General features: G+C 57.7%; 15 protein-coding genes and 1 pseudogene. 11 read left to right on the forward strand and 5 right to left on the reverse strand.

What is annotated here, in order from left to right; all coding sequences use genetic code 11:
• Window position 1: 1 nt before the first annotated feature.
• Genes HDG34_RS10530 through HDG34_RS10540 form a run of 3 tightly spaced genes read right to left on the reverse strand, consistent with a single transcriptional unit; the run spans window position 2 to window position 2844 of the window.
• On the reverse strand, window positions 2-1033 hold the full coding sequence (locus tag HDG34_RS10530; RefSeq protein ID WP_184059749.1) for a glycosyltransferase family 4 protein: 1032 nt from the start codon (window positions 1031-1033) through the stop codon (window positions 2-4).
• 9 nt (window positions 1034-1042) lie between these two features.
• Window positions 1043-1999, reverse strand: coding sequence for an SDR family oxidoreductase (locus HDG34_RS10535; RefSeq protein WP_184059751.1), 957 nt, complete (start codon window positions 1997-1999; stop codon window positions 1043-1045).
• Entirely contained in the window at window positions 1996-2844 is an 849-nt protein-coding gene (locus tag HDG34_RS10540) for a glycosyltransferase family 2 protein (RefSeq protein ID WP_184059753.1), read from the reverse strand. Before HDG34_RS10540 ends, HDG34_RS10535 begins: the two co-directional genes overlap by 4 nt.
• 1001 nt (window positions 2845-3845) lie before the next feature.
• On the opposite strand from HDG34_RS10540, the gene HDG34_RS10545 reads away from it, so the two are divergent.
• The 7 genes from HDG34_RS10545 (at window position 3846) to HDG34_RS10575 (ending at window position 15399) form a co-directional block, all read left to right on the forward strand.
• Complete coding sequence (locus tag HDG34_RS10545) at window positions 3846-4622, forward strand: CmcI family methyltransferase (protein ID WP_221309087.1); 777 nt, start codon at window positions 3846-3848, stop codon at window positions 4620-4622.
• Between the two features lie 55 nt (window positions 4623-4677).
• Complete coding sequence (locus HDG34_RS10550; RefSeq protein WP_184059755.1) at window positions 4678-5922, forward strand: glycosyltransferase family 2 protein; 1245 nt, start codon at window positions 4678-4680, stop codon at window positions 5920-5922.
• 105 nt (window positions 5923-6027) lie between these two features.
• Window positions 6028-11622 carry a glycosyltransferase gene (locus HDG34_RS10555; RefSeq protein ID WP_184059757.1) on the forward strand — a complete coding sequence of 1865 codons (5595 nt, stop codon included), beginning with the start codon at window positions 6028-6030 and terminating at the stop codon, window positions 11620-11622.
• A gap of 162 nt (window positions 11623-11784) precedes the next feature.
• A complete protein-coding gene (gene rfbF / locus HDG34_RS10560; protein WP_184059812.1) occupies window positions 11785-12555 on the forward strand; it encodes a glucose-1-phosphate cytidylyltransferase in 771 nt (256 codons plus the stop codon).
• A complete protein-coding gene (rfbG, locus tag HDG34_RS10565) occupies window positions 12519-13631 on the forward strand; it encodes a CDP-glucose 4,6-dehydratase (RefSeq protein ID WP_260321112.1) in 1113 nt (370 codons plus the stop codon). Before rfbF ends, rfbG begins: the two co-directional genes overlap by 37 nt.
• A complete protein-coding gene (locus HDG34_RS10570; RefSeq protein WP_184059759.1) occupies window positions 13628-14179 on the forward strand; it encodes a dTDP-4-dehydrorhamnose 3,5-epimerase family protein in 552 nt (183 codons plus the stop codon). Before rfbG ends, HDG34_RS10570 begins: the two co-directional genes overlap by 4 nt.
• Window positions 14176-15399 carry a class I SAM-dependent methyltransferase gene (locus tag HDG34_RS10575; protein WP_184059761.1) on the forward strand — a complete coding sequence of 408 codons (1224 nt, stop codon included), beginning with the start codon at window positions 14176-14178 and terminating at the stop codon, window positions 15397-15399. The genes HDG34_RS10570 and HDG34_RS10575 overlap by 4 nt, the downstream gene beginning before the upstream one ends.
• Window positions 15400-15479: 80 nt before the next feature.
• Here the strand turns inward: HDG34_RS10575 and HDG34_RS10580 are convergent, their stop codons facing one another.
• Window positions 15480-16328, reverse strand: coding sequence for an NAD(P)-dependent oxidoreductase (locus HDG34_RS10580; protein ID WP_184059764.1), 849 nt, complete (start codon window positions 16326-16328; stop codon window positions 15480-15482).
• 299 nt (window positions 16329-16627) lie between these two features.
• Here HDG34_RS10580 and istA point away from each other — a divergent pair.
• Together istA and istB are read left to right on the forward strand one after the other, a co-directional pair.
• Window positions 16628-18151, forward strand: a pseudogene (gene istA, locus HDG34_RS10585) (IS21 family transposase).
• Window positions 18144-18944 (forward strand): IS21-like element helper ATPase IstB, encoded by an 801-nt coding sequence (gene istB / locus HDG34_RS10590; RefSeq protein ID WP_184059766.1) that lies wholly within the window; start codon window positions 18144-18146, stop codon window positions 18942-18944. Before istA ends, istB begins: the two are co-directional and overlap by 8 nt.
• A 325-nt stretch (window positions 18945-19269) precedes the next feature.
• On the opposite strand, the gene HDG34_RS10595 is transcribed toward istB, so the two are convergent.
• Window positions 19270-20385 carry an ISAs1 family transposase gene (locus tag HDG34_RS10595; protein WP_184059768.1) on the reverse strand — a complete coding sequence of 372 codons (1116 nt, stop codon included), beginning with the start codon at window positions 20383-20385 and terminating at the stop codon, window positions 19270-19272.
• A gap of 201 nt (window positions 20386-20586) precedes the next feature.
• On the opposite strand from HDG34_RS10595, the gene HDG34_RS10600 reads away from it, so the two are divergent.
• Window positions 20587-21489 carry a class I SAM-dependent methyltransferase gene (locus HDG34_RS10600; protein WP_184059770.1) on the forward strand — a complete coding sequence of 301 codons (903 nt, stop codon included), beginning with the start codon at window positions 20587-20589 and terminating at the stop codon, window positions 21487-21489.
• A gap of 304 nt (window positions 21490-21793) precedes the next feature.
• Window positions 21794-22372: phytanoyl-CoA dioxygenase family protein (locus tag HDG34_RS10605; RefSeq protein WP_184059772.1), on the forward strand; the 579-nt coding region annotated here is incomplete at its 3' end.

Below are 22372 nucleotides of genomic sequence, written 5' to 3' on the forward strand. Positions count from 1 at the left end.
GTCACACCTTTGGTTGTTCGGAGACAATTGATTGAAAGCGACGCCAGCGGGAATCAATGGCGACGCCTATCAGCACGAGCACGACAACCCATGCAATGACACAGCTCCATTGCACCTGCACAGACCGGCCAAGCGCGAAAACAGCAAGTATTATGCCCGTGAGCATTACTACATACCAGTAAAGCGCTGTCCGGGCGTGCCCCGCGCCCGAGCGAACCATTCGTTGATAGTAGTGCTCGCGGTGAGCCTGCCAAAATTTTTCTCCTCGGGCGAGGCGACGTACCAAGGTGACCGACGCGTCACCGATGAAAGGGGCGAAAACCATGGCTGGAAACCAGATCGGCCACGCGCCTTCGCGCCAACCCCAGTAACCGAGGGCGCCCGCCAGAAAACCGAGAGGAATCGAGCCAGCGTCGCCGAGAAAGATACGCGCCGGGTGAATATTGAACAGTAGAAAGCCGGCAGCGGCACCCGCTACGGCCGCGCTCGCAAAGCCAAGCTGGGGCACCAGATGCCCGCTTACCAGCGCCGCCACCGCGTAGCCACCGAAACCGAACAGAGCCATCCCGCCGGCGAGTCCGTCGGCGCCGTCCATGAAATTGTAAAGATTGACGAGCCAGAGCATCAAAAAGGCGAGGCTCGTCAGCATCCACCAGGGCACGTCGGCCGGATAGACCGCGACCAGCACTGCTACTGCGGTGAGATGGCCAACAAAACGAACCCGAGCCTGCAACCCGCGCCGGTCGTCGATCTGTGACATCGCTGCAAGGAAAACAACGATGCACGCGACCATCCACAGAGACGAAGCCGTCAGAAAAATTGCGACCACCGCCACCGGAACGATGCCCCAGCCGCCGACGCGCGGCGTCGGACGCGCATGCAGCGAACGCTCGTTTGGAATGTCAGTTGCAAGCCGCCAGGCGAGGCCGGTCGTCAGCAAGAACCAGAGGATCCCCGCGCAGCCTATCGCGGCGCCAATCGCAACCAGCACGGCAGTCGGCCAGGGAAACAACCCGTGATCGGCATTCAGCATCGATTGACCTTAATGCGTCGAGCGGTACCAGCGCGCGGTGGCAGCAAGTCCGTCCTCCGTCGAGTACGGCGGTTGCCACCCGAGCTCATCGCGAATATGTGACGTATCCAAGCGCAGGCTCCCGATCAGTCGCTCCACCTGTGCCTGACGCCCCGTCAACCGCCCCGCCGCGTGCAGCCAGCTGGCAGGAACCGGCACGAGGCGTGCCGGCTTGCCGAGGTGTCTGCCCAGAGTGCGTGCCAATTCGGCCACAGTGAGGCTGGTGTCGTCGGCAACGTTGAAGCAGCCGCCGGCCGCGCGCGGATCCGTCACGCAATGTTTCAGCGCATCCACAAGATTCTCTACGTAGACCATGCTCCGTCTGGCCGCGATGACGCCGAGCGGTAACGGCACGCCCTTCGCGATGGCGTCCATCAACCGCAGAAAGTTCGCGCGGACTTCGGCACCATAGACCAGTGGCGGGCGGACCACAACGATTTCCATGCCCGTTTCCGCGCCGTATCGCGTGAGGCTCTGTTCGGCCTCGGCCTTTGAGCGCCCGTAAGCGTCCTGCGGACACGGCGGATCGTCTTCGCGCAACGGGCGCCCCGGATCGATCTCCGCCTGCGCCTTGACGCTGCTGACGAAGACGATGCGCCGCGCGCCTCGGCGCTGCGCCGCCTCTGCTACATGCATTGTCCCGCCCACATTCATGTGGCGAAACTCTGCCTCCGGGTCGACCGCACTATCGCGCATGACATGGACGCGCGCCGCCAGATGGACAACGCAATCGGGCTGCAAATCCTGCGGCCAGGCCGCAGATACGTCCTTGAAGTTCTCGCTGTCGTGAACCCATTCGCGCACGCCAACCGTGCAACGGCCCGGCTGCCGAACAAGCGCGGTCACTGCGAGGCCTTTGGCGGTCAGCGCGTGGCACAATGAACGTCCGACAAAGCCGCTCGCGCCGGTGATGAGCACGCGACTCATAGCCACCTCCAGCCGAACCGCCTAAAGAATTTGAAAGCAGAGGCGGCGAACATGCGGATATGCGCCGAACCCTTGCGCGAGGCGCCGCCGCCATGGTGCAGCACGCGGACCATGGGCGCATATGCAACACGCGCGAGTTCGTGGGTTCGCAGGCTCAGGTCGTAGTCCTCGAAATAGAGGAAGTAGCGAGGGTCGAAGCCGTCGAGTTTCTTCAGCACACTCGTCCGGAACAGCATGAAGCAGCCGCTGACGATGGGTGGGTCCCAGACGATGTCGTGCTCGTTGATCAGATCGCGCATTTCGTAGCGCGCAAGCCGCTTTTCGAAGAAGAAACGGTGAATGCTTCGCGGAAGGAAACCGCGGATAAACAGGTCGACCAGGGTCGGATAGCGGCGGCACAAGTACTGGATGCGCCCTTCCTGATCGCCAATTCGCGGCGTGATAAGACCCACCTCCGGATGCGCATCGAAAAAATCGAGCGCTGTTGTCAATGCATCGCGCTCGAGATCGATGTCCGGATTCAAAATGAGGTGATACTGGCTCTTGAGCCGCTGGATCGCCAGATTGTGGCCTCGCCCATAGCCGACGTTGCCGTGGTCGCTCAGAATTTCGCAAGCCACGCCTGAACCGGTCAACGCGCCAATTGCCTGCGACATTTCCGGAAGATCGCCGTTATCCACGATGCATACATTGATGGCGACATCAGGGCGCAACTGGCGCAATTCGCTGCACGCGGCCCCCAAGCTGGCGAGAGTGGAAGACAACAACCGTTCGTCCGGCCTGAATACGACAACAGAAACGGATAGGTCCCCGTTTTCGGAACGCGGCTCACCTGAAGAAATCATTTGCAAAAACCGGTGTGTCCTGAAGCAATAATTTCAAATTTGAGGGCCGTAACGAGCAGGCATTTTGCTTAAAAAACACGGATTCGGCAACCGAATTTGCTGTTTGTTACGCCAGTTTCCGTGACATGTCGACACGCACTAGAAGCAAATGCCGTCTCGCGTCCGCACCGCAAATTACCAACGGTACTTTCTACGAAAATTGCGCAAAAACAACGAAACAGCAAGTCGAGCCGCTCTAATACGGGGCTCCTCCCATTCGCATGCTGACCGTCCTCGGGTTGCCCGTCAGTCGTTGGCGCTGACGGCAGCGCGTCATGAAGACCACGCATAGGCGAGTTCTCTTGATCCCGGCACGATCGACAAACGGTTTGTGACAAACTGAAAAGTCGACCTAGCCACCCGCAAACAGGTGTGGGACGCTCGTCACCATGAACATGTTCGAGCATGCTGCTTCCGGGCGTCGCAACGATGCGCCCGATATCTGTGTCTTGACCGGACGCGGCGGAACAGGTCAACTAACGCTTGCCTCGAAATCAAGTCACGTATTCGAATGACGGCCTGCGACTTCCTGGCAAGCCATCCCGAAGCCCTACCGGATTGACAATATTGAACAGCGCACCTGCATTGTCACGGCGACTCGTTACTATCCGCGATTTCAGCGGCGAAGCTCGCATCGAAGTAAAGCGCGTGACGAACGTTTGCCTGATACGGCCGATCGCGTTCGGGCGGCTACGTACACGGAATCAGTACTGGACAGGCGAAGAAGCCAAGCGAAATCCAGAACTGCGTGCACCTGCCCCACCACCGAATCAACTTGACATTAATCCAGGCCACGCCCCCTCAGCGTCAAGGGCCCGCTTCAATGACGATGCCGCACCTCCAATCGTTTTGCGAGCACGCCAGAATGTGAGAACGATCGGTCGCCACCTAACCGGCCGTAAACCATGACCTTGGGCAGACACAGTATCGTGGCGCACCCGACATTCCCAATGGGAGCTATCATGTTTAAGCGCATTCAAAAATTCATGGACGCCACGCAAAGCATGAAACACGGTGCACATGCCGCAGCACCTTGGACAAGCACGCATCCGGGGACTTTCCGGGCCTCTTTTGCAGAACCGAATTTGACAAATGAGGAGCGCCAACTAGTCGAATCGTTCTCAGACTTGTATTATCGAAAGATAGATAATTTTCGCGGTCTTCATACCATCGTTCTCTCATGGATGGGCTACGAAATGTTCAAGTGCCCGCTCGATCTATGGGTTTATCAAGAGTTGATCGTCCGTGAGCGTCCGGATTTAATTATCGAGGTAGGCACGTACAAAGGCGGTAGCGCACTGTACCTCGCGACCGTATGCGATCTGGCTGGCTTTGGAGAGGTTATCACCATCGACATCGATTCCACACATCATCCGATTCGGCCGCGACATCCTCGGATCACCTATCTGACGGGGGACAGCATCGCCGATAACGCGATCGATAAGGTCGCCAAAGCCGCGGATGGAAAACGCAATATCCTTATCATCTTGGACGGAGATCATCGATGCGAGCACGTCCTTCAGGAACTGCGGCTTTATCAGCGCTTCATTCAACCGGGCGGTTTCCTAGTCGTTGAGGATACCAATATAAACGGCCACCCCACTTATCCGGAATTTGGCCCCGGCCCTTGGGAAGCCGTCGACCTGTTCCTGGCGGAGAACGATCAGTTCTATGCCGACCGCTCGTGCGAGCGATTCTTATTGACGATGAATCCACGAGGATTCCTGCGCAGGCGCTGATTTTATCCCAGTATGCCACCCAATAACGACGATGTCTTGGAGATAAGGGAACAGAATGTCGCGACCGTCTTTCTCGATTTTATTGCCGAGCCGAAATCGACTCGAACTACTAAAACACGCTGTCGACTCCGTCTTGGCACAAAATGAAAGAAATCTGGAAATCATCATTTCCGACAACGAATCCAGTGAAAATTATGTTGAATATGTTCGGACAATTACTTCAGTTCCGGTCCGTTACATTCGAGGAGACTCGCCAATTTCGGTAACCGACAATTGGAACCGTGCGCTCAAAGCGGCGACCGGTGACTATATCGTAATGCTGGGCGACGACGACGCCTTGACTCCAGGTTTCATTCAGAGGATGAGCGATATTATCGAAGCTCATTCGCACCCGGACGTCGTATACTGCATGGCTTATCACTACGCGTACCCCGATGTTCTTCCCAATGAGGCAGCGGGCTACTTGTGCACGGTGAACAACAGCAGCCTGTTTGACGACTCCCGCGCCCCGTACGTGCTCAACGACCAAAGGGCAAGGCAACTCGGACAGCAGGCTCTTAGATTTCGGCATCTGATAAGTTTCAACGCTCAGCATTATGTCTGGCGGCGCGAATTCGTGCAGCGCGATGGCTCGGAACCAGCTTTTTTCCAATCGCCCTATCCGGATTTCTTCGCCAGTTTCGTGACTTTCTTGACAGCCAAAAAGATAGTTGTCACGCCAACCGCTGAAGTCATTATTGGCATCTCCAAGCGCTCGTTCGGCTTCTTTCACGCAAACGACAGGGAGGAAGAAGGATTCCGCGAATTCTTCGGCGAATCGGTTTCGGAAGCCAGCCTTGCTGCCGGAGACGACGAAATCATCCGCGCATTGCGCCATCCCGGCACTGGCCACTATAGAAACTGGTTGATAGCTGCACTATTCGTGAAACAACATTTGGCTGATTCCATTGACTTGCGTGTCGATCTTCGTCGTTATCGTCGGATCCAGATATTCGAGCTCGCCCAAAGCAGTGCATATAACAAGACATTGAGCCGGCAATTCTTCAGGCAAAAAATGGCGGATTTCGATCCACGTGATCTACAGTACGCCGAAAGACTGCTATGGACGTTTGCGATGCTAGATCGCGTCAAGACGCTGCCGCGGCCGATGGTGGTCTACGGAATCAGAGAGCTGTTGAACATCCACCACCCGCCCAAGATATTCCATCACAATATCGGTAACCACGCAAACATCGCAGATGCCTTTCGCTGGCTAGAAAAAAACGCCGATTCCATTCTTCAACGCAACGCGCCCCTTTGAGGCGCTTGGGATAGTGCGAATGACGAAGTGGTCCTCGAAAAAGTCCGATTGTGTCAAACCTTCGCCGAAGCTTGCGTTCCTTCTGGCGCTTCCGAGTTTTCAATCATGACCAGGAAAAATCGCCCCTCGCTTTCGCGGTACAAAGTATTCATCAGGCTATGTTTTCAGTCGATGGCAGGCGGCCGTCCGCGTCTTGGCGTTTTTGCATTGTTCGATTCCGATTGGTATCGGTCGTCGAACCGCGATGTCGCGCAAAAAGGGCTAAAGCCGCTGTCGCATTTCCTCTGGCACGGACTAATCGAGGGCCGCAATCCACACCCTTTGTTCGACTCTGACTGGTACCTCGAGCACAACCCCGACGTCGCAGCAGCGGGTGTCAATCCATTTGTCCATTTCGTCACTTCAGGTGCTCGCGAAAGACGCGATCCGCATCCGTTGTTCGATATCCATTGGTATCTCGAGACCAATGCCGACGTCGCGGCAGCAGGTGTCAACCCGTTGATGCATTTCGTCAGGTCAGGCGCTCGCGAGGGACGCGATCCTCACCCTTTGTTCGACACAGACTGGTACCTCAAGGGCAACCCGGACCTGGCAGCCTCGGGTGGCAATCCGTTGATCCATTTCCTCACGTCGGGTGCTGGCGAAAGACGCGATCCGCATCCGTTGTTCGACGCCCATTGGTATCTGGAGACCAATCCCGACGTCGCAGCAGCGGGCGACAACCCGTTGCTGCATTTCATCAGGGCAGGCGCGGGTGAGGGACGCGACCCCCACCCCTTGTTTGACACCGACTGGTACCTCAAGACCTATCCGGACGTTGCGACAGCGGGACTCAACCCGTTGATCCATTTCATCACGTCAGGCGCTCGCGAAGGACGCGACCCCCACCCCTTGTTTGACACTGACTGGTACCTCGAGAACTATCCCGACGTTGCGACTACGGGACTCAACCCATTGGTCCATTTCATCACGTCAGGCGCTCGCGAAGGACGAAGCCCACATCCGTTGTTCAACAGCGCCTGGTACCTGGAAACCAACCCGGACGTCGCCGATGCACAGCTCAACCCGCTAGTTCACTTCCTATGGTCCGGCGCGTCGGAAGGCCGCGCTCCAAGTCCCGACTTCGATACGAAATGGTACGTTTCGCAATATCCGGACGTAGCCGCGTCAGAAGTCAATCCGCTGGTGCACTATGTTCTCCATGGGATTCGCGAAGGACGGCTGCCGCATGGAAAAGTCGAGGCAGTACAGCAACTGGATGCAGCGATCAAGCTGTATGAGGAAACGGGGGACCTGACCGCCGAGACGATTCTTCGTCTGCGTCGCGATAATACGGGCACTGTTGCCTTGGGCTTATTGCTGCCTAATCAACCACTCAGCGTGTTCGTCGATCCGAGCCTCAGTTCGACTCCTGCCCTGAGGATCCTGCTGCCATCCCTTAAGGGGCAGCACGCCACCGGCGGCCCCAACACGGCATATATCCTGGGCATGTTACTCGCCAACGCGGGCATCCCGGTCCATTTCGTATCGACGGACTTACCTCTCGATGACGATCTCAACGGAATCAAGTCGCACCTTCATCGGTTGACCGGCCTCCAGCCGGATGATCTGGACGTCCAGTTTTTCAATGGCAGTGACCGAACGAAGCCGTTGGCCCTCGGCTATAACGATGTGCTGTTGGCCACCGCGTGGTGGACCGCGCAGGCTGCGAAATCAGCGACAGGCATACTTCGCTGTAAGCGCATTTACTATCTGGTGCAAGACTACGAGACGCTCTTCTATGGCGCGAACGAGAACTTCGCAGATGCCGAAGCCTCGTACAGTTTCGATCATGTCCCCATCGTCAACACGAGTCTTCTACGTGATCATTTGGTTAGTCGAGGGGTAGGCCGCTACTCGAATGCCGACTTCAGCCGGCGAGCCATCGTATTTGAGCCCGCGATTGACCGATCGTATTTCCATCCTGAGAACCGTAACGCTCAATCTCCTCGCCGGCTGCTCTTCTACGCGCGACCCACAGTCGCAAAGCGGAATCTCTTTGGGCTTGGCGTTGCTGTTCTATGTGCGGCCGTCGAGAAAGGTCTTTTCGGCGACGGTGGCTGGGAATTCATCGGAATGGGGGAATCGTTTGAACCGATCCCCCTTGGCCGTGGTTATACGCTCACGCCAGCCAGTTGGCTCGGCTTCGAAGCATACGCAGAACAGATGCGAGGAACGGATATTCTCCTATCCTCGATGCTATCGCCGCATCCAAGCTATCCACCGCTCGAAATGGCCGCATGTGGAGGACTGGCGGTCACCACTGTGTTTGGAAGCAAAACGGCCGCTCGCCTCGCGGAACTCTCGCCCAATCTGATCGCCGCAGAACCGGAAATCGGCGACATGCTTCTGGCCCTCGCGCGCGCGCGGGCGCTGAGCGTCGATCGTGGTCGCAGGCAAACAGCGCCACCACTGGGATTGCCGCGCAGTTGGTCCGAAAGCCTCTCGCCTGCAGTGGAAGCCCTGGTCACGGAATTGCAACGTGATGGCGTGTCACGCCGCGAAACGCTTCCGAAACTCGCACCTCCGGTTTCCGTGGTTTGTGCAAATGACTTCGTCGACAACAAACCCAACTTCTATCATCGGCGGGCGCAAGTGCGTCGCAAACGGTATGTCGAAGGCAACGCCCCGCGGCTCCTTAGCCTGGTCACGACGGTCTACGATACCGACCCATCGTTTGTCACCGACCTTGCCCACACTGTCTTCGGTCAAGAGACGACAGCCGACTTCGAATGGCTGATACTGGACAATGGCTCGACGAGGTCTGAAACGTGGGAAGTTCTGAACGAAATTGCTCGGGATCGCCGGGTACGCCTTGGACGTGTGGAACACAATCTGGGCATAGTCGGTGGCATGCGCTGGTGTCTCGAGCGGGCGCAGGGCCGCTATATTCTTCCCGTCGACAGCGACGACCTGTTGTTCCCCGATTGCGTGCGGACAGTTACGAGCTTCCTGGAGCAAGCAGGAATGCCGAGAGTCGCATATACCGATGAAGACAAGACCGACGGAAACAAGCATCGTGATGCTTATCTGAAGCCGGAATGGGATCCCGTTCTGTTCGTCCATTCGTGTTACATCGCCCATCTGACCGTAATCGATCGAAAGACAGCACTCGAACTCGGCTGCTACTCGGATCTGGCCACCGAGGGATGCCACGATTGGGATACGTTCATACGGTTCCTCAACGCCGGATATGAGCCCGCTCATATTCCAGAGGTGCTTTATTCGTGGCGCATGCATGCTGCTTCGACGTCAGGCAATTACCGCGCCAAACCTTATATCTACGCGTCTCACAAGGCCGCGCTCGAGCGCTTCCTCGACGCACGCGGCAAGCTCGATAAATATGAGGTCGCGCTTTCACCGCTTTTCGACGGCACGCCCGACTACCGTTTCAAGCAACGCCACGCTTGCGCCGACGGTTCTCAAAACGCGAGGCGCGTCAGCGATGTTCAAGGCCTCATGGCCACCATAACGCTCGAGCAACGCGTGTCGCGCGACGGCCTTTGCACTGCAATCAATCAGGTTGACGCAGGGGTACGGTACATCCACTTGCAAAGTCGCGCGTGCGAACTCACTGAAGATGATTTTGCAGACGAAGTGCTCATGCATTTCGATCTTTTCCCAGATTCCGCGATCGTTGGCGGACGCATTCACGATGGCGAAGTACTTCGTGAGGGGGGATATGTATTCGGCTATGGTGGTTCAATTGGTTGCCCTGAAAGTGGCAACTCGCTGAGCAACTCCGGATATTTCGCGCAAAGCTGGAAGCCACGTTCGGTCGCGGCTGTGTCTGCACGCCACAGTGTGGTGAGTCGGGAGTTCCTCGTCGAAAACCTCGACAAACTGCCAGCGGAAATCAGCTTGACGATGCTCGGTCCGTGGCTCGGCGGTCTTGCGTGTATTGCCGGGCGGCGGGTGATCTATACGCCACTGGCTGATGTGAAAGCAGGAGCGAGCGAGGAAATCGCACCGTCGCGGGAGGAACTTGCTGAATTCGCCGAAGTGTTCAGCAGGCTGATGCGAAATCCGGTCGGATACGCTCGCCACCTGGATCGCAGCGGACAACGCGCCTATCAGCCTGAGGAAGCCGGCGTGCCGCTGATTCGCTTGCCCTACGCAGTTTCTTTTCCACAGCATATCGAACAACGCTTTGCAGCGCTGGCTCCTCGTCTTACGGACGATATGCCCACGATATCGGTATTGACGACCGTGTACGAACGTACCGATACGAAGCTGTTCTGTGCAACTGCGGACGCCATGCGGGCACAACGTCACAGAGCGTCCGAGTGGATCGTCCTGGCGCATGGTCCGATACCGGCCGATCTCGACAAGGCGCTAGCGGCCTTCGAGGAAGAAGGGCTGCTTCGAACACTGCGCCACGAAGTGAATCTGGGCATTCATGGCGGGCTACGCGTTTGCCTCGAGAACGCGACTGGTGACTTCGCGATCTCGATGGATGCCGACGATCTCCTGACGCCGGATGCCCTTGCCATACTGGCCGACGCTGCGAAGAGCAATCCCGATCGGGTCATTTTCTATTCCGACGAAGATCTGCTTATCGAAGATGCGTTGGATCATCCCTACTATCGGCCGGACTTCGACCCCGTACTGTTGTTCGCCCAATCGTACATATGGCACACGATACTGTTCCATCGACAATTGGCACTCACGCTAGGCGTGTTTACATCGGGTGATGCAGAGTACGCACAAGATTGGGACATTCTTGTCCGCTTTGTCGAAAATGGTCATGACCCGATGCATATTCGAGAAGTTTTATACCACTGGCGCCAGCACCCGCGCTCGCTCTCAAACAGTGGCAGCTCTTTCTCGGGAAGCGCGATGTCCATCCAGGCCGTGCTTCGTGGCATCGCGCAGCGTCGTCGCCCAGATCTCTACGAGGTTACTCCGTATCCATTCGATCTCGGCATTCAAGACTTCTATCTCAAGCGCTTGCAGAAGGAACCTCCGTCGATAGACCTCATATCGCTCGGCGTTGATGCACGCGGACCTGAGCAGTTTCCATTCGCGGCGCGTCAAATTGCCCCGCCATCGAGGGGCGTGCATGGACTCGCCGTTTTGCTCGATCTTCTGGAATATTCCGAGAGCGAATTTTCGATGCTTGTTGGGCCGTCGGCCACGGCAATTGAGAATCAAGCGATATGGGACTCTCTGAAACACTTCGAGCTGGTGAGCAAGGTTGTCGCCGTTACGGGTCCGCTCATCGACGCATCGGGAAGAGTCCTGCGGGGCGCGTTGGTGTTAACCGACAGTGGACAACTCTGCGACACAATTGAGGGCCGTGCGATGAGCGATCCCTGCGCCGGTTCCCTGGGACTCAAACCGCATTGCGTGGATGGAGTGTCCCCTGACCTTCTGATCGCACGTCGCACGTTCCTGGTCGATGCACTCAAAGCGGCTCCCGCGAATCTCGCGATGCGAAGTTTGGGTGCATGGCTCGGAAGCTTCGCCGCCGGTACCGGACGACTCGTGGTCTACGAACCTTTACTGAGGGCCTTTGTGAAGAACGAGAACGGTCTGATCGGCGACGGGCTAAGCGGCCTGCAAACGACCTGGACTCACTTGCTGGCGTCACGCTCGCCCAGCAGTGTGCCGATCCGCGGCCTCGCCGGATTCGTCCGGCACACCGATATACATGAGTAGCCGTTCCACAGGTCACGAAACATTACTGTCAGTAAGGCTCCCGCATGCGCGGAGCCCTCGCTTTTCAAAAAAGAATTGGCCGCGTACACTCTGCTTGCTTTCTGAGCATTCTTGGTCGTCCAGCACAACCCGAAACAGTTACTGCTGCATTCCATGCCATCTATGAAAGCCGTAATTCTTGCCGGCGGGTTTGGTACCCGAATTAGTGAAGAGTCCCACCTGAAGCCCAAGCCGATGATCGAGATCGGCGGCAAGCCGATTCTGTGGCACATCATGAAGATCTACTCGCACTACGGGATCAACGACTTTGTGATTTGCCTCGGGTATAAGGGTTACGTCATCAAGGAATACTTTGCAAACTATTTCTTGCACACGTCCGACGTCACGTTCGACATGAGCAAGCAAAGCGGCATGGAAGTACATCAGCGGTACGCCGAGCCCTGGCGAGTCACGTTGATCGATACCGGGCCGGAGACGATGACGGGCGGCCGCCTAAAAAGAGTTCGTGACTATGTAGGTGGCGAAACGTTTTGCTTTACTTATGGCGACGGTGTCGCTGACATCGACGTGCACCGTCTCGTCGCGTTTCACCGACAACACGGCAAGCTGGCGACGATAACGGCGATTCAGCCGCCGGGTCGCTACGGCGCACTGCATACCCACGACGATGCCGTATTGAACTTCCAGGAAAAGCCCGCCGGTGACGGCGCGTGGATCAATGGGGGCTTCTTTGTCCTGGAGCCCGAGATCTTCGACTACATCGATGGTGACGATACGAGTTGGGAAGCCACGCCCCTGCCTAAGCTCGCAGCCGAACGACAACTCATGTCGTACCGTCACCGCGGCTTTTGGCAGGCAATGGATACGCTGCGCGACAAGAACCAGCTGGAAGAATTTTGGCGGACTACTCCTCCGTGGCGGGTCTGGTCGTGAATCTGTTCAGTGGCGCCTACCTCAATCGCCGGGTACTCCTGACCGGTCACACAGGCTTCAAAGGAAGTTGGCTCGCGCTTTGGCTGACGAAGCTTGGGGCGCACGTAACAGGCGCATCGCTCGCGCCGGCGACTACGCCTAATCATTGGGATCTGCTAAAACTCGATGCCATTGACCATCGGATCGACATACGCGATCCAGATGCAGTCGCGCGCGTCGTCGAGGAAACTCAGCCTGAGATCGTGTTTCACCTCGCAGCCCAAGCCCTCGTGCGCCGTTCTTATGCCGCCCCCGTCGAAACCTGGGCAACCAATGTGATGGGAACGTGCCACGTGCTCGAAGCATGTCGCATGACATCGAGTGTGAAAGCCATCGTCGCCGTCACTACGGACAAGTGCTACGAAAACAATGAGTGGGTTTGGGGTTATCGCGAGTGTGATCGACTCGGTGGCAACGACCCCTACAGCGCATCCAAGGCCGCAACGGAGCTCGTCGTGGCCAGTTACCGTTCGTCGCTCCTACCGAGGGCCAAAGCGCCGCTCGTCGCGACAGCACGCGCCGGTAACGTTATCGGCGGCGGCGACTGGTCAGAGGACCGGCTAATACCCGATCTCGTCCGTGCTATGGCCAACGGCACCTCTTTGGAAATACGCTCGCCGAATGCAACACGGCCGTGGCAACATGTACTCGAATCGTTGAGCGGGTATTTGCTTCTCGGTGAGCAACTGCTGACAGAACAAAATCGCTTTGCAGAAGCCTGGAACTTCGGTCCGGACTCCCATGGCAATCGTTCGGTCTCCGATGTGCTGCGGCGCATTTCAGAGTCGTGGCCCGAGATCAAATGGCACATGACGACGCAGAGTCATCCGCATGAGGCGCGTTTGCTCTCGCTCGATAGCACGAAGGCGCGCACGTTGCTTGGCTGGCAATCCGTGTGGGGCATCGACGACGCATTGAGGCATACATCCGACTGGTATCGGGCATGGCTCGCGTCCGGCGACGTCGTCAGTGCGCGCCAACTCGACCAATATGTTGAGGATGCCGCTGCTATCGGCACATTGTGGTGCGGGGCATGAACGTCACGCCTACTGCCATTGCCGGCGTGATGGTTGTGCATACCACGCCCTTTGCCGATCATCGCGGGATTTTTCAAAGAGTTTTCTGTGACAAAGAGCTCGAATCGACAATCAGCGGACGCCACATTTCACAGATCAATCACTCCAGGACAACGCGCGTAGGTGCGGTACGAGGCATGCATTTCCAGCGCGCACCACACGCGGAAATCAAACTGGTTCGCTGCCTTCGCGGCAAGGTCTGGGATGTTGCCATCGATCTGCGAGCCGACTCGCCAACCTTTTTGCAATGGCACGCAGAGGAGCTTTCGTTTGATAACGGAAGAATGCTTGTCGTTCCCGAAGGATGCGCGCACGGGTTTCAAGTTATCGAGCCTGAAAGCGAGTTGCTATATCTTCATACGGCGTCGTACGAGCCCTCTGCAGAAGGTGGCATACGACACGATGATCCGGCGCTGCGCATCACTTGGCCGCTGCCTATCGCCGAGGTCTCTCAACGAGATCAATTACACCCACTTATAACGCCGCAGTTTCGCGGAATACCTGTATGAACTGCCGACACTGTCAAACCGCCCTGGAACACGTCTTTCTCGACTTGGGTTTCGCGCCGCCATCCAATGCCTATCTGAGAGCAAGCGACCTGAAGGAACCGGAGACGTACTTCCCGCTCAAGCTTTTTGTCTGTCAACATTGCTGGCTTGTTCAAACCGAAGACTATGCTCGCGCGCATGAACTGTTCAGCTCGGACTACGCGTATTTCTCGTCGGTCTCCCAGAGTTGGCTCGCGCATGCGAAAACCTACTGCGAAATGGTGACTCAGCGTTTCTGCCTCGGACGCGACAGTCTTGTTATCGAAATAGCATCGAATGATGGCTATTTGCTCAAGAATTTCGTTGAATTGGGTATTCCCTGTTTGGGTATCGAACCGACTGCAAGCACGGCAGAAGCAGCTGAACGTCTCGGCATTCCGGTGCTGCGTGAGTTTTTTGGTCAAACACTCGCGGAGAAACTCGCCGCAGAAGACAAACAGGCGGACATCATCGCAGGTAATAATGTTTTCGCGCATGTTCCCGACATCAATGACTTCACCGCGGGTTTGAAAGCAGCGCTGAAGCCGCATGGCACGATTACATTGGAGTTCCCGCATTTGATGCGATTGATCGAGCATGTGCAGTTCGACACCGTGTACCACGAACATTTCTCCTATCTGTCGCTTCAAACCGTAGTGAAGATCTTTGCCCGCGCAGGCCTGCGCGTGTGGCAAGTGGATGAGCTTTCGACGCATGGCGGCAGCCTCCGGGTGTACGGGTGCCACCACGATGATCAACGCGGAGATCATCGGTCGGTAGCCAGAGTGCTGGACGAAGAGGTTAATTTTGGACTCACGGAGCTTTCGACATATAGCAACTTCCAGTCGCGAGCCGATCAGGTCAAGAACGACCTCCTCAAGTTCCTGCTCGAACAGAAGACACTCGGAAAAAAAGTTGCTGCGTATGGTGCGGCCGCCAAGGGCAACACGCTTCTCAACTATGCAGGGGTGAAGCCGGATCTGCTACCGTATGTGTGCGATGCGGCGCCGTCGAAGCAAGGGAAGTATCTGCCAGGAAGCCACATCCCCATTCTTCCGACAGACGCACTCCGCGAACACCGTCCGGATATCGTTCTCGTACTGCCTTGGAACATTCTCCACGAGATCACCGATCAGCATGCCTACATAGGAGAATGGGGGGGGCGATTTGCCACCGCGGTCCCGGCGATGCGCGTTGCTTGATACCGCCGAACCGAGCTACCACATCCCGTGCCGGCGGACGCGTCGTACGTCCGGCACGACTCCAACGCCTCTCTACCAGGTCAAAGCCCAGCAGCGACCAACTGAAGTCGGTGTGGATCTCCCCAAAACGCCATGGGTTCATGGCTGGGATAGGGATAATGCCCGAGGTTGAGTGCAATTCGCGCGTTCCGCTCGGCAATTCTTCGCTCCACGAGCCGACGCACGGAGATCGGCACGCCGCTACAGATGTTCGTTATGCCACTCAGTTCAGGATGCTCGATCAATAAGGCCAAGCGCTGAGCGACTTGCGCCACCGGCAGGTAGTCCCGCAACTGCTCGCCCCCCGACATATTGAAAACGGCATCGCCGTCGTCAATCGCGCGATCAAGCTGTGCAAGCACACTATGCGGGTTTTGTCCCTCGCCGTACATGTAGAACAGTCGTGCCCATTGCAGGGTGAATGACTGCTGCTGACGCCAGTTCTCGAGAAATTTGCGAAGTGTATCTTTCGCAAGCGAGTATGCATTCGCGGGCTGGGACTCTAGCGCCTCCGAGAGAAGCCCGTCTCGCATCCCATATTCAAAGCATGTCCCGGTCACGAGGACTTGCGAAACACCCGCCATTACACACTGCTTGAGGAACTGATAAGCGGCGAGCAGATTCTCTTCGAAGTGAAACAGCGCCTGATAGTTCGGAAGCCCGGGCCACGCAAGATGGATGACAGCATCTTGATTCCCTAACAAATCAAAGAAATTGGGCCCTAAACAGCCAATGTCGCAGGCGACGATGCGAACCTCACTGGACCACTGAAAACTGTGCGCTTTTGAAATCTCCCGCACGACTGCGACAATTTGGTGGCCACGGGAAAGCAATTCGGGCACGAGATGCCGGCCGACAAAACCAGTGGCTCCAGTTACGATGATTTTCATAGGGGGTGTCCTGTATCCGGGTTACTGGTTCGTCGAGGCGCACTATACCCTGCGGACTAACTCCCCGCCCGCGCGCGACCAAGAACACGCCCGACGATTTTACAATACAAAGAAAGTTCCGCGTCCTGCATAAGACTCGATATCGCAGCCTGGGAAATATAGAGTGAGCTAACAATTGCCGATGCAAGAGCTATAAAAACATGGTCGGATAGTCAGTGTGTTTACGCCGACCGAAAATTGAGCCGGGCAATCAACCTATCCTGCTAGTTTTTCAGGCAGGGTATTAGGGGATGATCCCGATGACGATGATTGGCAAGGTGCGGCGGATGTTCCACCGCCAGAACAAGTCGGTACGCGAGATAGCGCGTCTCACAAGCCTGTCGCGCAACACGATTAGCAAATACCTGAACATGGAGGTTCAGGAAGAACCGAAGTATCAGCGGCGCTCGCAGTCGACCCGGCTGACGCCGTTTCATGAGGCGCTGGTGTAGGCGCTCGGTGTGGACGCACGGCGGCCGAAGAAAGAGCGGCGCACCGCCTGGATGCTGTTCCATGAGATCAAGGCGAGCGGCTACGATGGCTGGTATTCGCGGGTGACCGACTTCATCCGGGCCCGGCGGCAAAGCGAAGGCAAGGCGGTTTCGAAGTCGGCGTTTGTGCCGTTGCAATTCGAACTGGGCGAAGCGTTCCAGTTTGACTGGTCCGAGGAAGGACTGGTTGTCGGCGGCATTTACCGCAAGCTGCAGGTGTCGCACATGAAGCTGTGCGCGTCGCGGGCGTTCTGGCTCGTGGCCTACCCGAGCCAAGGTCACGAGATGCTGTTCGACGCCCATACGCGCTCGTTCACGGCCTTCGGCGGGGTGGCCCGTCGCGGCATCTACGACAACATGAAGACGGCGGTCGACAAGGTCCACAAAGGCAAGGGCCGCACCGTGAATTCGCGCTTTGCGGTGACGTGCGCGCACTACCTGTTTGACGCGGACTTCTGCAATGTGGCCAGCGGCTGGGAGAAAGGCGTCGTCGAGAAGAACCTGCAGGACAGCCGCCGGCGTATCTGGATTGAAGCGCGCGAGCAGCGATTCGGCAGTTTCGCCGATCTGAATGCATGGCTGGCGAGCCGGTGCCGGTCGTTGTGGGAGCAGGTGAAGCATCCGGACTATCGTGACCTGAGCGTTGCCGACGTATTCGAGCAGGAGCGCGCCCATCTGATGCCGATGCCAACACCGTTTGATGGTTACGTAGAACGCGCGGCTCGGGTGTCGTCGACCTGCCTCGTGGTAATCGGACGCAACCGCTACTCGGTACCAAGCGAATTTGAAGGCCAGATGCTCAGCACGCGGCTCTATCCGGACCGCGTCGTTGTGGTGGGCGATGACGCCGTGGTGGCCGAACACGACCGGCTGGCCGACGAAGGTCTGGTGCGCTATGACTGGCAGCATCACATCCCGCTGATCCAGCGCAAGCCCGGCGCACTGCGCAACGGTGCGCCGTTTCTGGATATGCCCGAGCCGCTGCAACGCCTGCGCCGGGCGCTCCTGCGCGAGACGGGTGGCGAACGCGTGATGGCGAAGGTTCTGGCGCTTGTGCCGAAAAGCGGCCTGGACGCCGTGCTGATTGCAGTCGAGCTGGCACTTGAGCAGGCGCCGCCCTCCGGGCGCGTCAGCGTCGAGCATGTGGTGAACGTGCTGTCGCGCATGCGAAGTGTGCAGACGCCGCCGAAGATCGATACGGCGCTACAACTGACGACACCGCCGCTGGCCAACACATCACGCTACGACGGGCTGCGCCCGGCGCTGCAACAGCCGGAGGCCGGTCATGCGTGATCTGATCGTCGAACTCAAACAGTTACGGCTGCACGGGATGGCTGCCGGCTGGGCCGAACTGCTCGAACAGCGGAACGTCGAGGTAGCGTCTTCGCAGTGGCTGCTTGAACGGCTGCTGCAGGCAGAGAGTGCCGATCGGGCCGTGCGTTCGGTCAGCCACCAGATGAACGCGGCGAAGTTCCCGGTGCATCGCGACATCGCCGGCTTCGACTTCGATGGCTCGCCGGTCAACCGCCAGCTGGTCACGCAACTGGCCGGCATGACGTTCACCGAGGGTGCGCACAATCTGGTTCTGGTCGGCGGGCCGGGCTCGGGCAAGACGCATCTGGCGACCGCCATCGGCGTGTCCGGCATCATGCACCACGGCAAGCGGGTGCGCTTCTACTCGACCGTGGATCTGGCCAACGCACTGGAGCAGGAGAAGGCGCAGGGACGCGCCGGGAGGATCGCGGCGAGCTTGCTGCGCCTCGACCTGGTCATTCTGGATGAACTCGGATATTTGCCCTCCAGCCAGGCCGGCGGGGCACTGCTGTTCCACCTTCTGAGCCGCCTGTATGAGCACACGAGCGTCGCCGTCACGACGGATCTGGACTTCGCCGAATGGTCCAGCGTGTTCGGCGACGCGAAGATGACCACCGCATTGCTGGATCGGCTGACGCACCACTGCCACATCATGGAGACCGGCAACGAAAGCTACCGCTTCCGGCATAGCAGCGCCAGTGCAAAGAAACACATCCGGTCGCGTGAAGCGGCGCGCAAAGGCGAGGCCGCTAGCGCTTCCGAATCCGCGTGACGTCGGTCGCCGCGCAGGGGAAGCTGCTACGGGCTACGCCCTTCGCAGCTTCCCCTGCGCAACGCACCCTCATACGAAGGAGGACAACGACCCCGCAAACCCATACACTTATCCACAACCGGTCCTTCTTCAGACCGGTCTCCACCCCGGCTCAGAATTCAATCGGCGCGGTGGCTCAAAATTCAGTCGGCGCGGACACCCCCCGACGAACGTCGGGACTATAGCCAGATATACACCAGACCTTTGCTCGACCAGTTTCACATGAGCTACGCACAATCTCACCATGACCAGTGGCACCTGCAGGGCTTCCGCATGAAGGCCCGTATCAGGCAAGGCCGAGGACGGAGTCCCGCATAGCGGTATCCCATGCAGCGAGGTTACGGATATTTTTCAGACTCACCTTTTTCGGTTGCCGGTTCTGAGTCAACCGGGCGAGGTTGAGTGTGATCTTGCGTAGCGTTGCCATGTTGCGGGCGGCCACCGTGTCGCGGATCAGGCTGGCATCCTCGCCCCAAGACACATCCAGCACCCAGTGCAGTTGATTTTCGATCCCCCAGTGGGCACGGATGATCTGAGCCATCTGGGCCGCTTTCACGGCTTTCGAGCTGATGTAGTAGCAGCGCTCGGTCGTCACCTTCTCTCCGATCTGGCGCGTGCGCTCCAGCATCACCAGGCGCTGGATACCCGTCCAGTGGTGCCCTGCACCGGCAAGCCAGGCGACATCATCGCTGACCCGGCAAACCCGGGTCTCCAGCCGCCCGTGGCCCTTGTCATGTTCGGTGTGCTCCCAGTACGAGCCTTCGAGCTTGCCGTCCTGCGCGGCCGCAAACCACTGGCGCACGCCTTCGGCCAGGCGCGGCTGGTTGTCCTTCACCGTCAGAACATAGTCGGCCCCGGCCTCGACGATCGTTCGAGCAATCTCGTGCTGTGTGCCCATCGCATCGATCGTCACCGTCGCACCCTGCAGATCGAGCGCGGCCAGCAGCTCCGGGATCGCCGTGATCTCGTTGCTCTTGTCGGCCGTACCCACCTGCCCGAGGCTCAGGCCGTTGTTCGAGCACCATGCCGACACCAGATGCAGCGCCGCACGCGTGCCGCTGCGATTGCCGAGCACCGCCTTGCCGTCAATCGCCACATGCTGGCCGGCCAGCGCCGGGCACAGCTGCCCGACCCAGTCGATGAAGCAGCGCTCAAAGGCTTTGGCACTGAGCGCGCCGAATACCCGGCGAAACGTATCGGGCGACGGGATGCCGTTCTCATAGCGCAAGTGAGTACGCAGCCAGCTCATTTGCGTGCGGCCCCACAGCGTCATCGTCTCCCAGTCCTCCACGCCGCATAGCACCGCGCACAGGGCGGCAAACAGGATTTCCTGCAACGGATAACGACAGGCGCGGCAGCGCGGGTCCCGCAGTTCGGCAAACGCATCCATGATCGGTGGCATCTCTCGTCCGGCAAAAATCGAGAGTAAACCTGAGCCAGCAAATGTTTACAACAACCTTTTCTGCTCTCAGCCTTGATTCATGGGGGCCTTCATGCGGAAGCCCTGGTGGCACCTGATTCCCTCGTGGCGTAGTACGTAAATCCCGTGTAGTCTTACAGATTCTTTCCTGGTGCAAGCTAATTCCCGTATAGGAGGATGCCTTTGGACCGTAGAGAAAAGATGGTCTCCGGCATAGACCTGTCTTCGTCAGTCGGCGCCGAAATCGGTGCGCTATGTAATCCTCTGATCACCAAAGAGGAATGCGACATTATTTACGTCGACTACACCGACGCGGCGAGCCTACGAAAGCACTACACCGGGAATCCATCCGTCGACGTCGACAGGATCGTCGAAACGGATGCCATATGGGGGCAGCAAACCCTATCGGAGACATTGAAGCGACCGGTAGATTTCATCGTCGCGTCTCATGTGATCGAGCATGTCCCCGACCTGGTCACGTGGTTACGTGAACTTCGGTCTGCGCTCAAGTCCAACGGACAGGTACGGCTCGCTATTCCGGACAAACGCTTTACATTCGATCTTCTGCGACGAGAAACCGAGCTCAGCGACGTTCTTGATTCGTACATCTCGTTGGCCCGCGTGCCCAAGCCCCATGCGATCCTCGACTACTATCTGAACGCGACCCAAGTTGATCCTTTAGCGGCATGGCGAGGCGAGCTAAATGAAAGCAACGTCAAGCGTCCCAACACGTTCGAACCGGCGATGGCGATGGCGAGGGACGCGGCTGAGAACGGCACGTACCATGATGCGCATTGCTGGGTATTCACGCCCCGTTCATTCGCGAACCTTATGGCACAGTTGTCCTCGCTCGGACTGGTCGAGTTTGCATGCGATCGATTCTTTGACACTGAAGTCAACACAATTGAATTTTTTGTGTCGCTACGACCTGAAACCAACACTGAAAAGATCGTCGCGAGCTGGCAGCGGATGGCGTCTGAGGTTTCCCATCCGCCGAAGTTTGTTAGTCGGCTCACTCAGGAGCCGGCGAGATTCAAGGCCGCTCTGCGAGCCGTATGCACGCGACTCCTGCGGTCGCCCGTATGAAGCTAAAGTTAAGGTGTAACTGATGCGGGTCCGTGAGCCACACCCTTCCATCACGGCCGGAATGCGCATGCGCTGAAGCACGCTCAATCAAACCAGCGACAGCGTCCGCTCAGCCCATACAGCGACGACTGTATGCAAGGGAAGCAAAGTAACGCGTTTCTATGTGGCAGTTAGATACCGGGCGCCTTCTTCGTAACCGTGTAAAGCGCGACCCATCCCCCATGTTCTATGAGGCAGTATGTGCATACCATGGGGCCGCTTTGGCGGCCTCGGTAAAAGACACCTCTGAATAGCGAGGATGACAATGGACAACAGCGTCGCAAAACGCCATCCGACCGGGCCCGGCGGTTTGACGCACGCAATCGAAATATTCATAGGCAGCACAGAAGAAAGAGCACGGCTTCGAGACGGGTTCGCTGTACTTCGAGGCATTTTCCTGCAACCTGAGAGCGATCATTACAACGCCATCATCTTAAGGGCTCGTGGCGAAGTCGATGATCGAAACAACGATCAAGGATATGGAGACAGAATCGGGCAGCTTCATCAAACGGAACCCGATTTGCTGCGTCTCGCATCGTCACCCCGCATACATAGTTTCCTTCGCTGGGCGTTCAACGATGATCCCCTTCTGATGGGATCCTTGCAGTTCGAAAAGGGCACGCAGCAGGAAGCACATATTGATGCAATCCTCTTTCGGCCCGAGCCCGCCTGTTCGATGGCAGGCGTATGGGTTGCGATCGAAGACATCCATGCGGACGCGGTTGCACTGTTCTACATCCCCGGCTGCCCCCCCCGCGTCACAATGGTTGTCGCCTGGATAAAATTGGAATCTGGGGGCGATAAAGAGAGAACAAGTTGGCGCGTTACGGAAAGACATTCAAGG

This window comes from Paraburkholderia sp. HC6.4b (assembly GCF_014200875.1).
Taxonomy (GTDB): Bacteria; Pseudomonadota; Gammaproteobacteria; order Burkholderiales; family Burkholderiaceae; genus Paraburkholderia; species Paraburkholderia tuberum.

Coding starts and splice junctions, on each gene's coding strand:
- HDG34_RS10530 (WP_184059749.1), bottom strand. CDS start 1,033: ATGCTGAATGCCGATCACGGGTTGTTTCCCTGGCCGACTGCCGTGCTG.
- HDG34_RS10535 (WP_184059751.1), bottom strand. CDS start 1,999: ATGAGTCGCGTGCTCATCACCGGCGCGAGCGGCTTTGTCGGACGTTCA.
- HDG34_RS10540 (WP_184059753.1), bottom strand. CDS start 2,844: ATGATTTCTTCAGGTGAGCCGCGTTCCGAAAACGGGGACCTATCCGTT.
- HDG34_RS10545 (WP_221309087.1), top strand. CDS start 3,846: ATGTTTAAGCGCATTCAAAAATTCATGGACGCCACGCAAAGCATGAAA.
- HDG34_RS10550 (WP_184059755.1), top strand. CDS start 4,678: ATGTCGCGACCGTCTTTCTCGATTTTATTGCCGAGCCGAAATCGACTC.
- HDG34_RS10555 (WP_184059757.1), top strand. CDS start 6,028: ATGACCAGGAAAAATCGCCCCTCGCTTTCGCGGTACAAAGTATTCATC.
- rfbF (WP_184059812.1), top strand. CDS start 11,785: ATGAAAGCCGTAATTCTTGCCGGCGGGTTTGGTACCCGAATTAGTGAA.
- HDG34_RS10570 (WP_184059759.1), top strand. CDS start 13,628: ATGAACGTCACGCCTACTGCCATTGCCGGCGTGATGGTTGTGCATACC.
- HDG34_RS10575 (WP_184059761.1), top strand. CDS start 14,176: ATGAACTGCCGACACTGTCAAACCGCCCTGGAACACGTCTTTCTCGAC.
- HDG34_RS10580 (WP_184059764.1), bottom strand. CDS start 16,328: ATGAAAATCATCGTAACTGGAGCCACTGGTTTTGTCGGCCGGCATCTC.
- istB (WP_184059766.1), top strand. CDS start 18,144: ATGCGTGATCTGATCGTCGAACTCAAACAGTTACGGCTGCACGGGATG.
- HDG34_RS10595 (WP_184059768.1), bottom strand. CDS start 20,385: ATGCCACCGATCATGGATGCGTTTGCCGAACTGCGGGACCCGCGCTGC.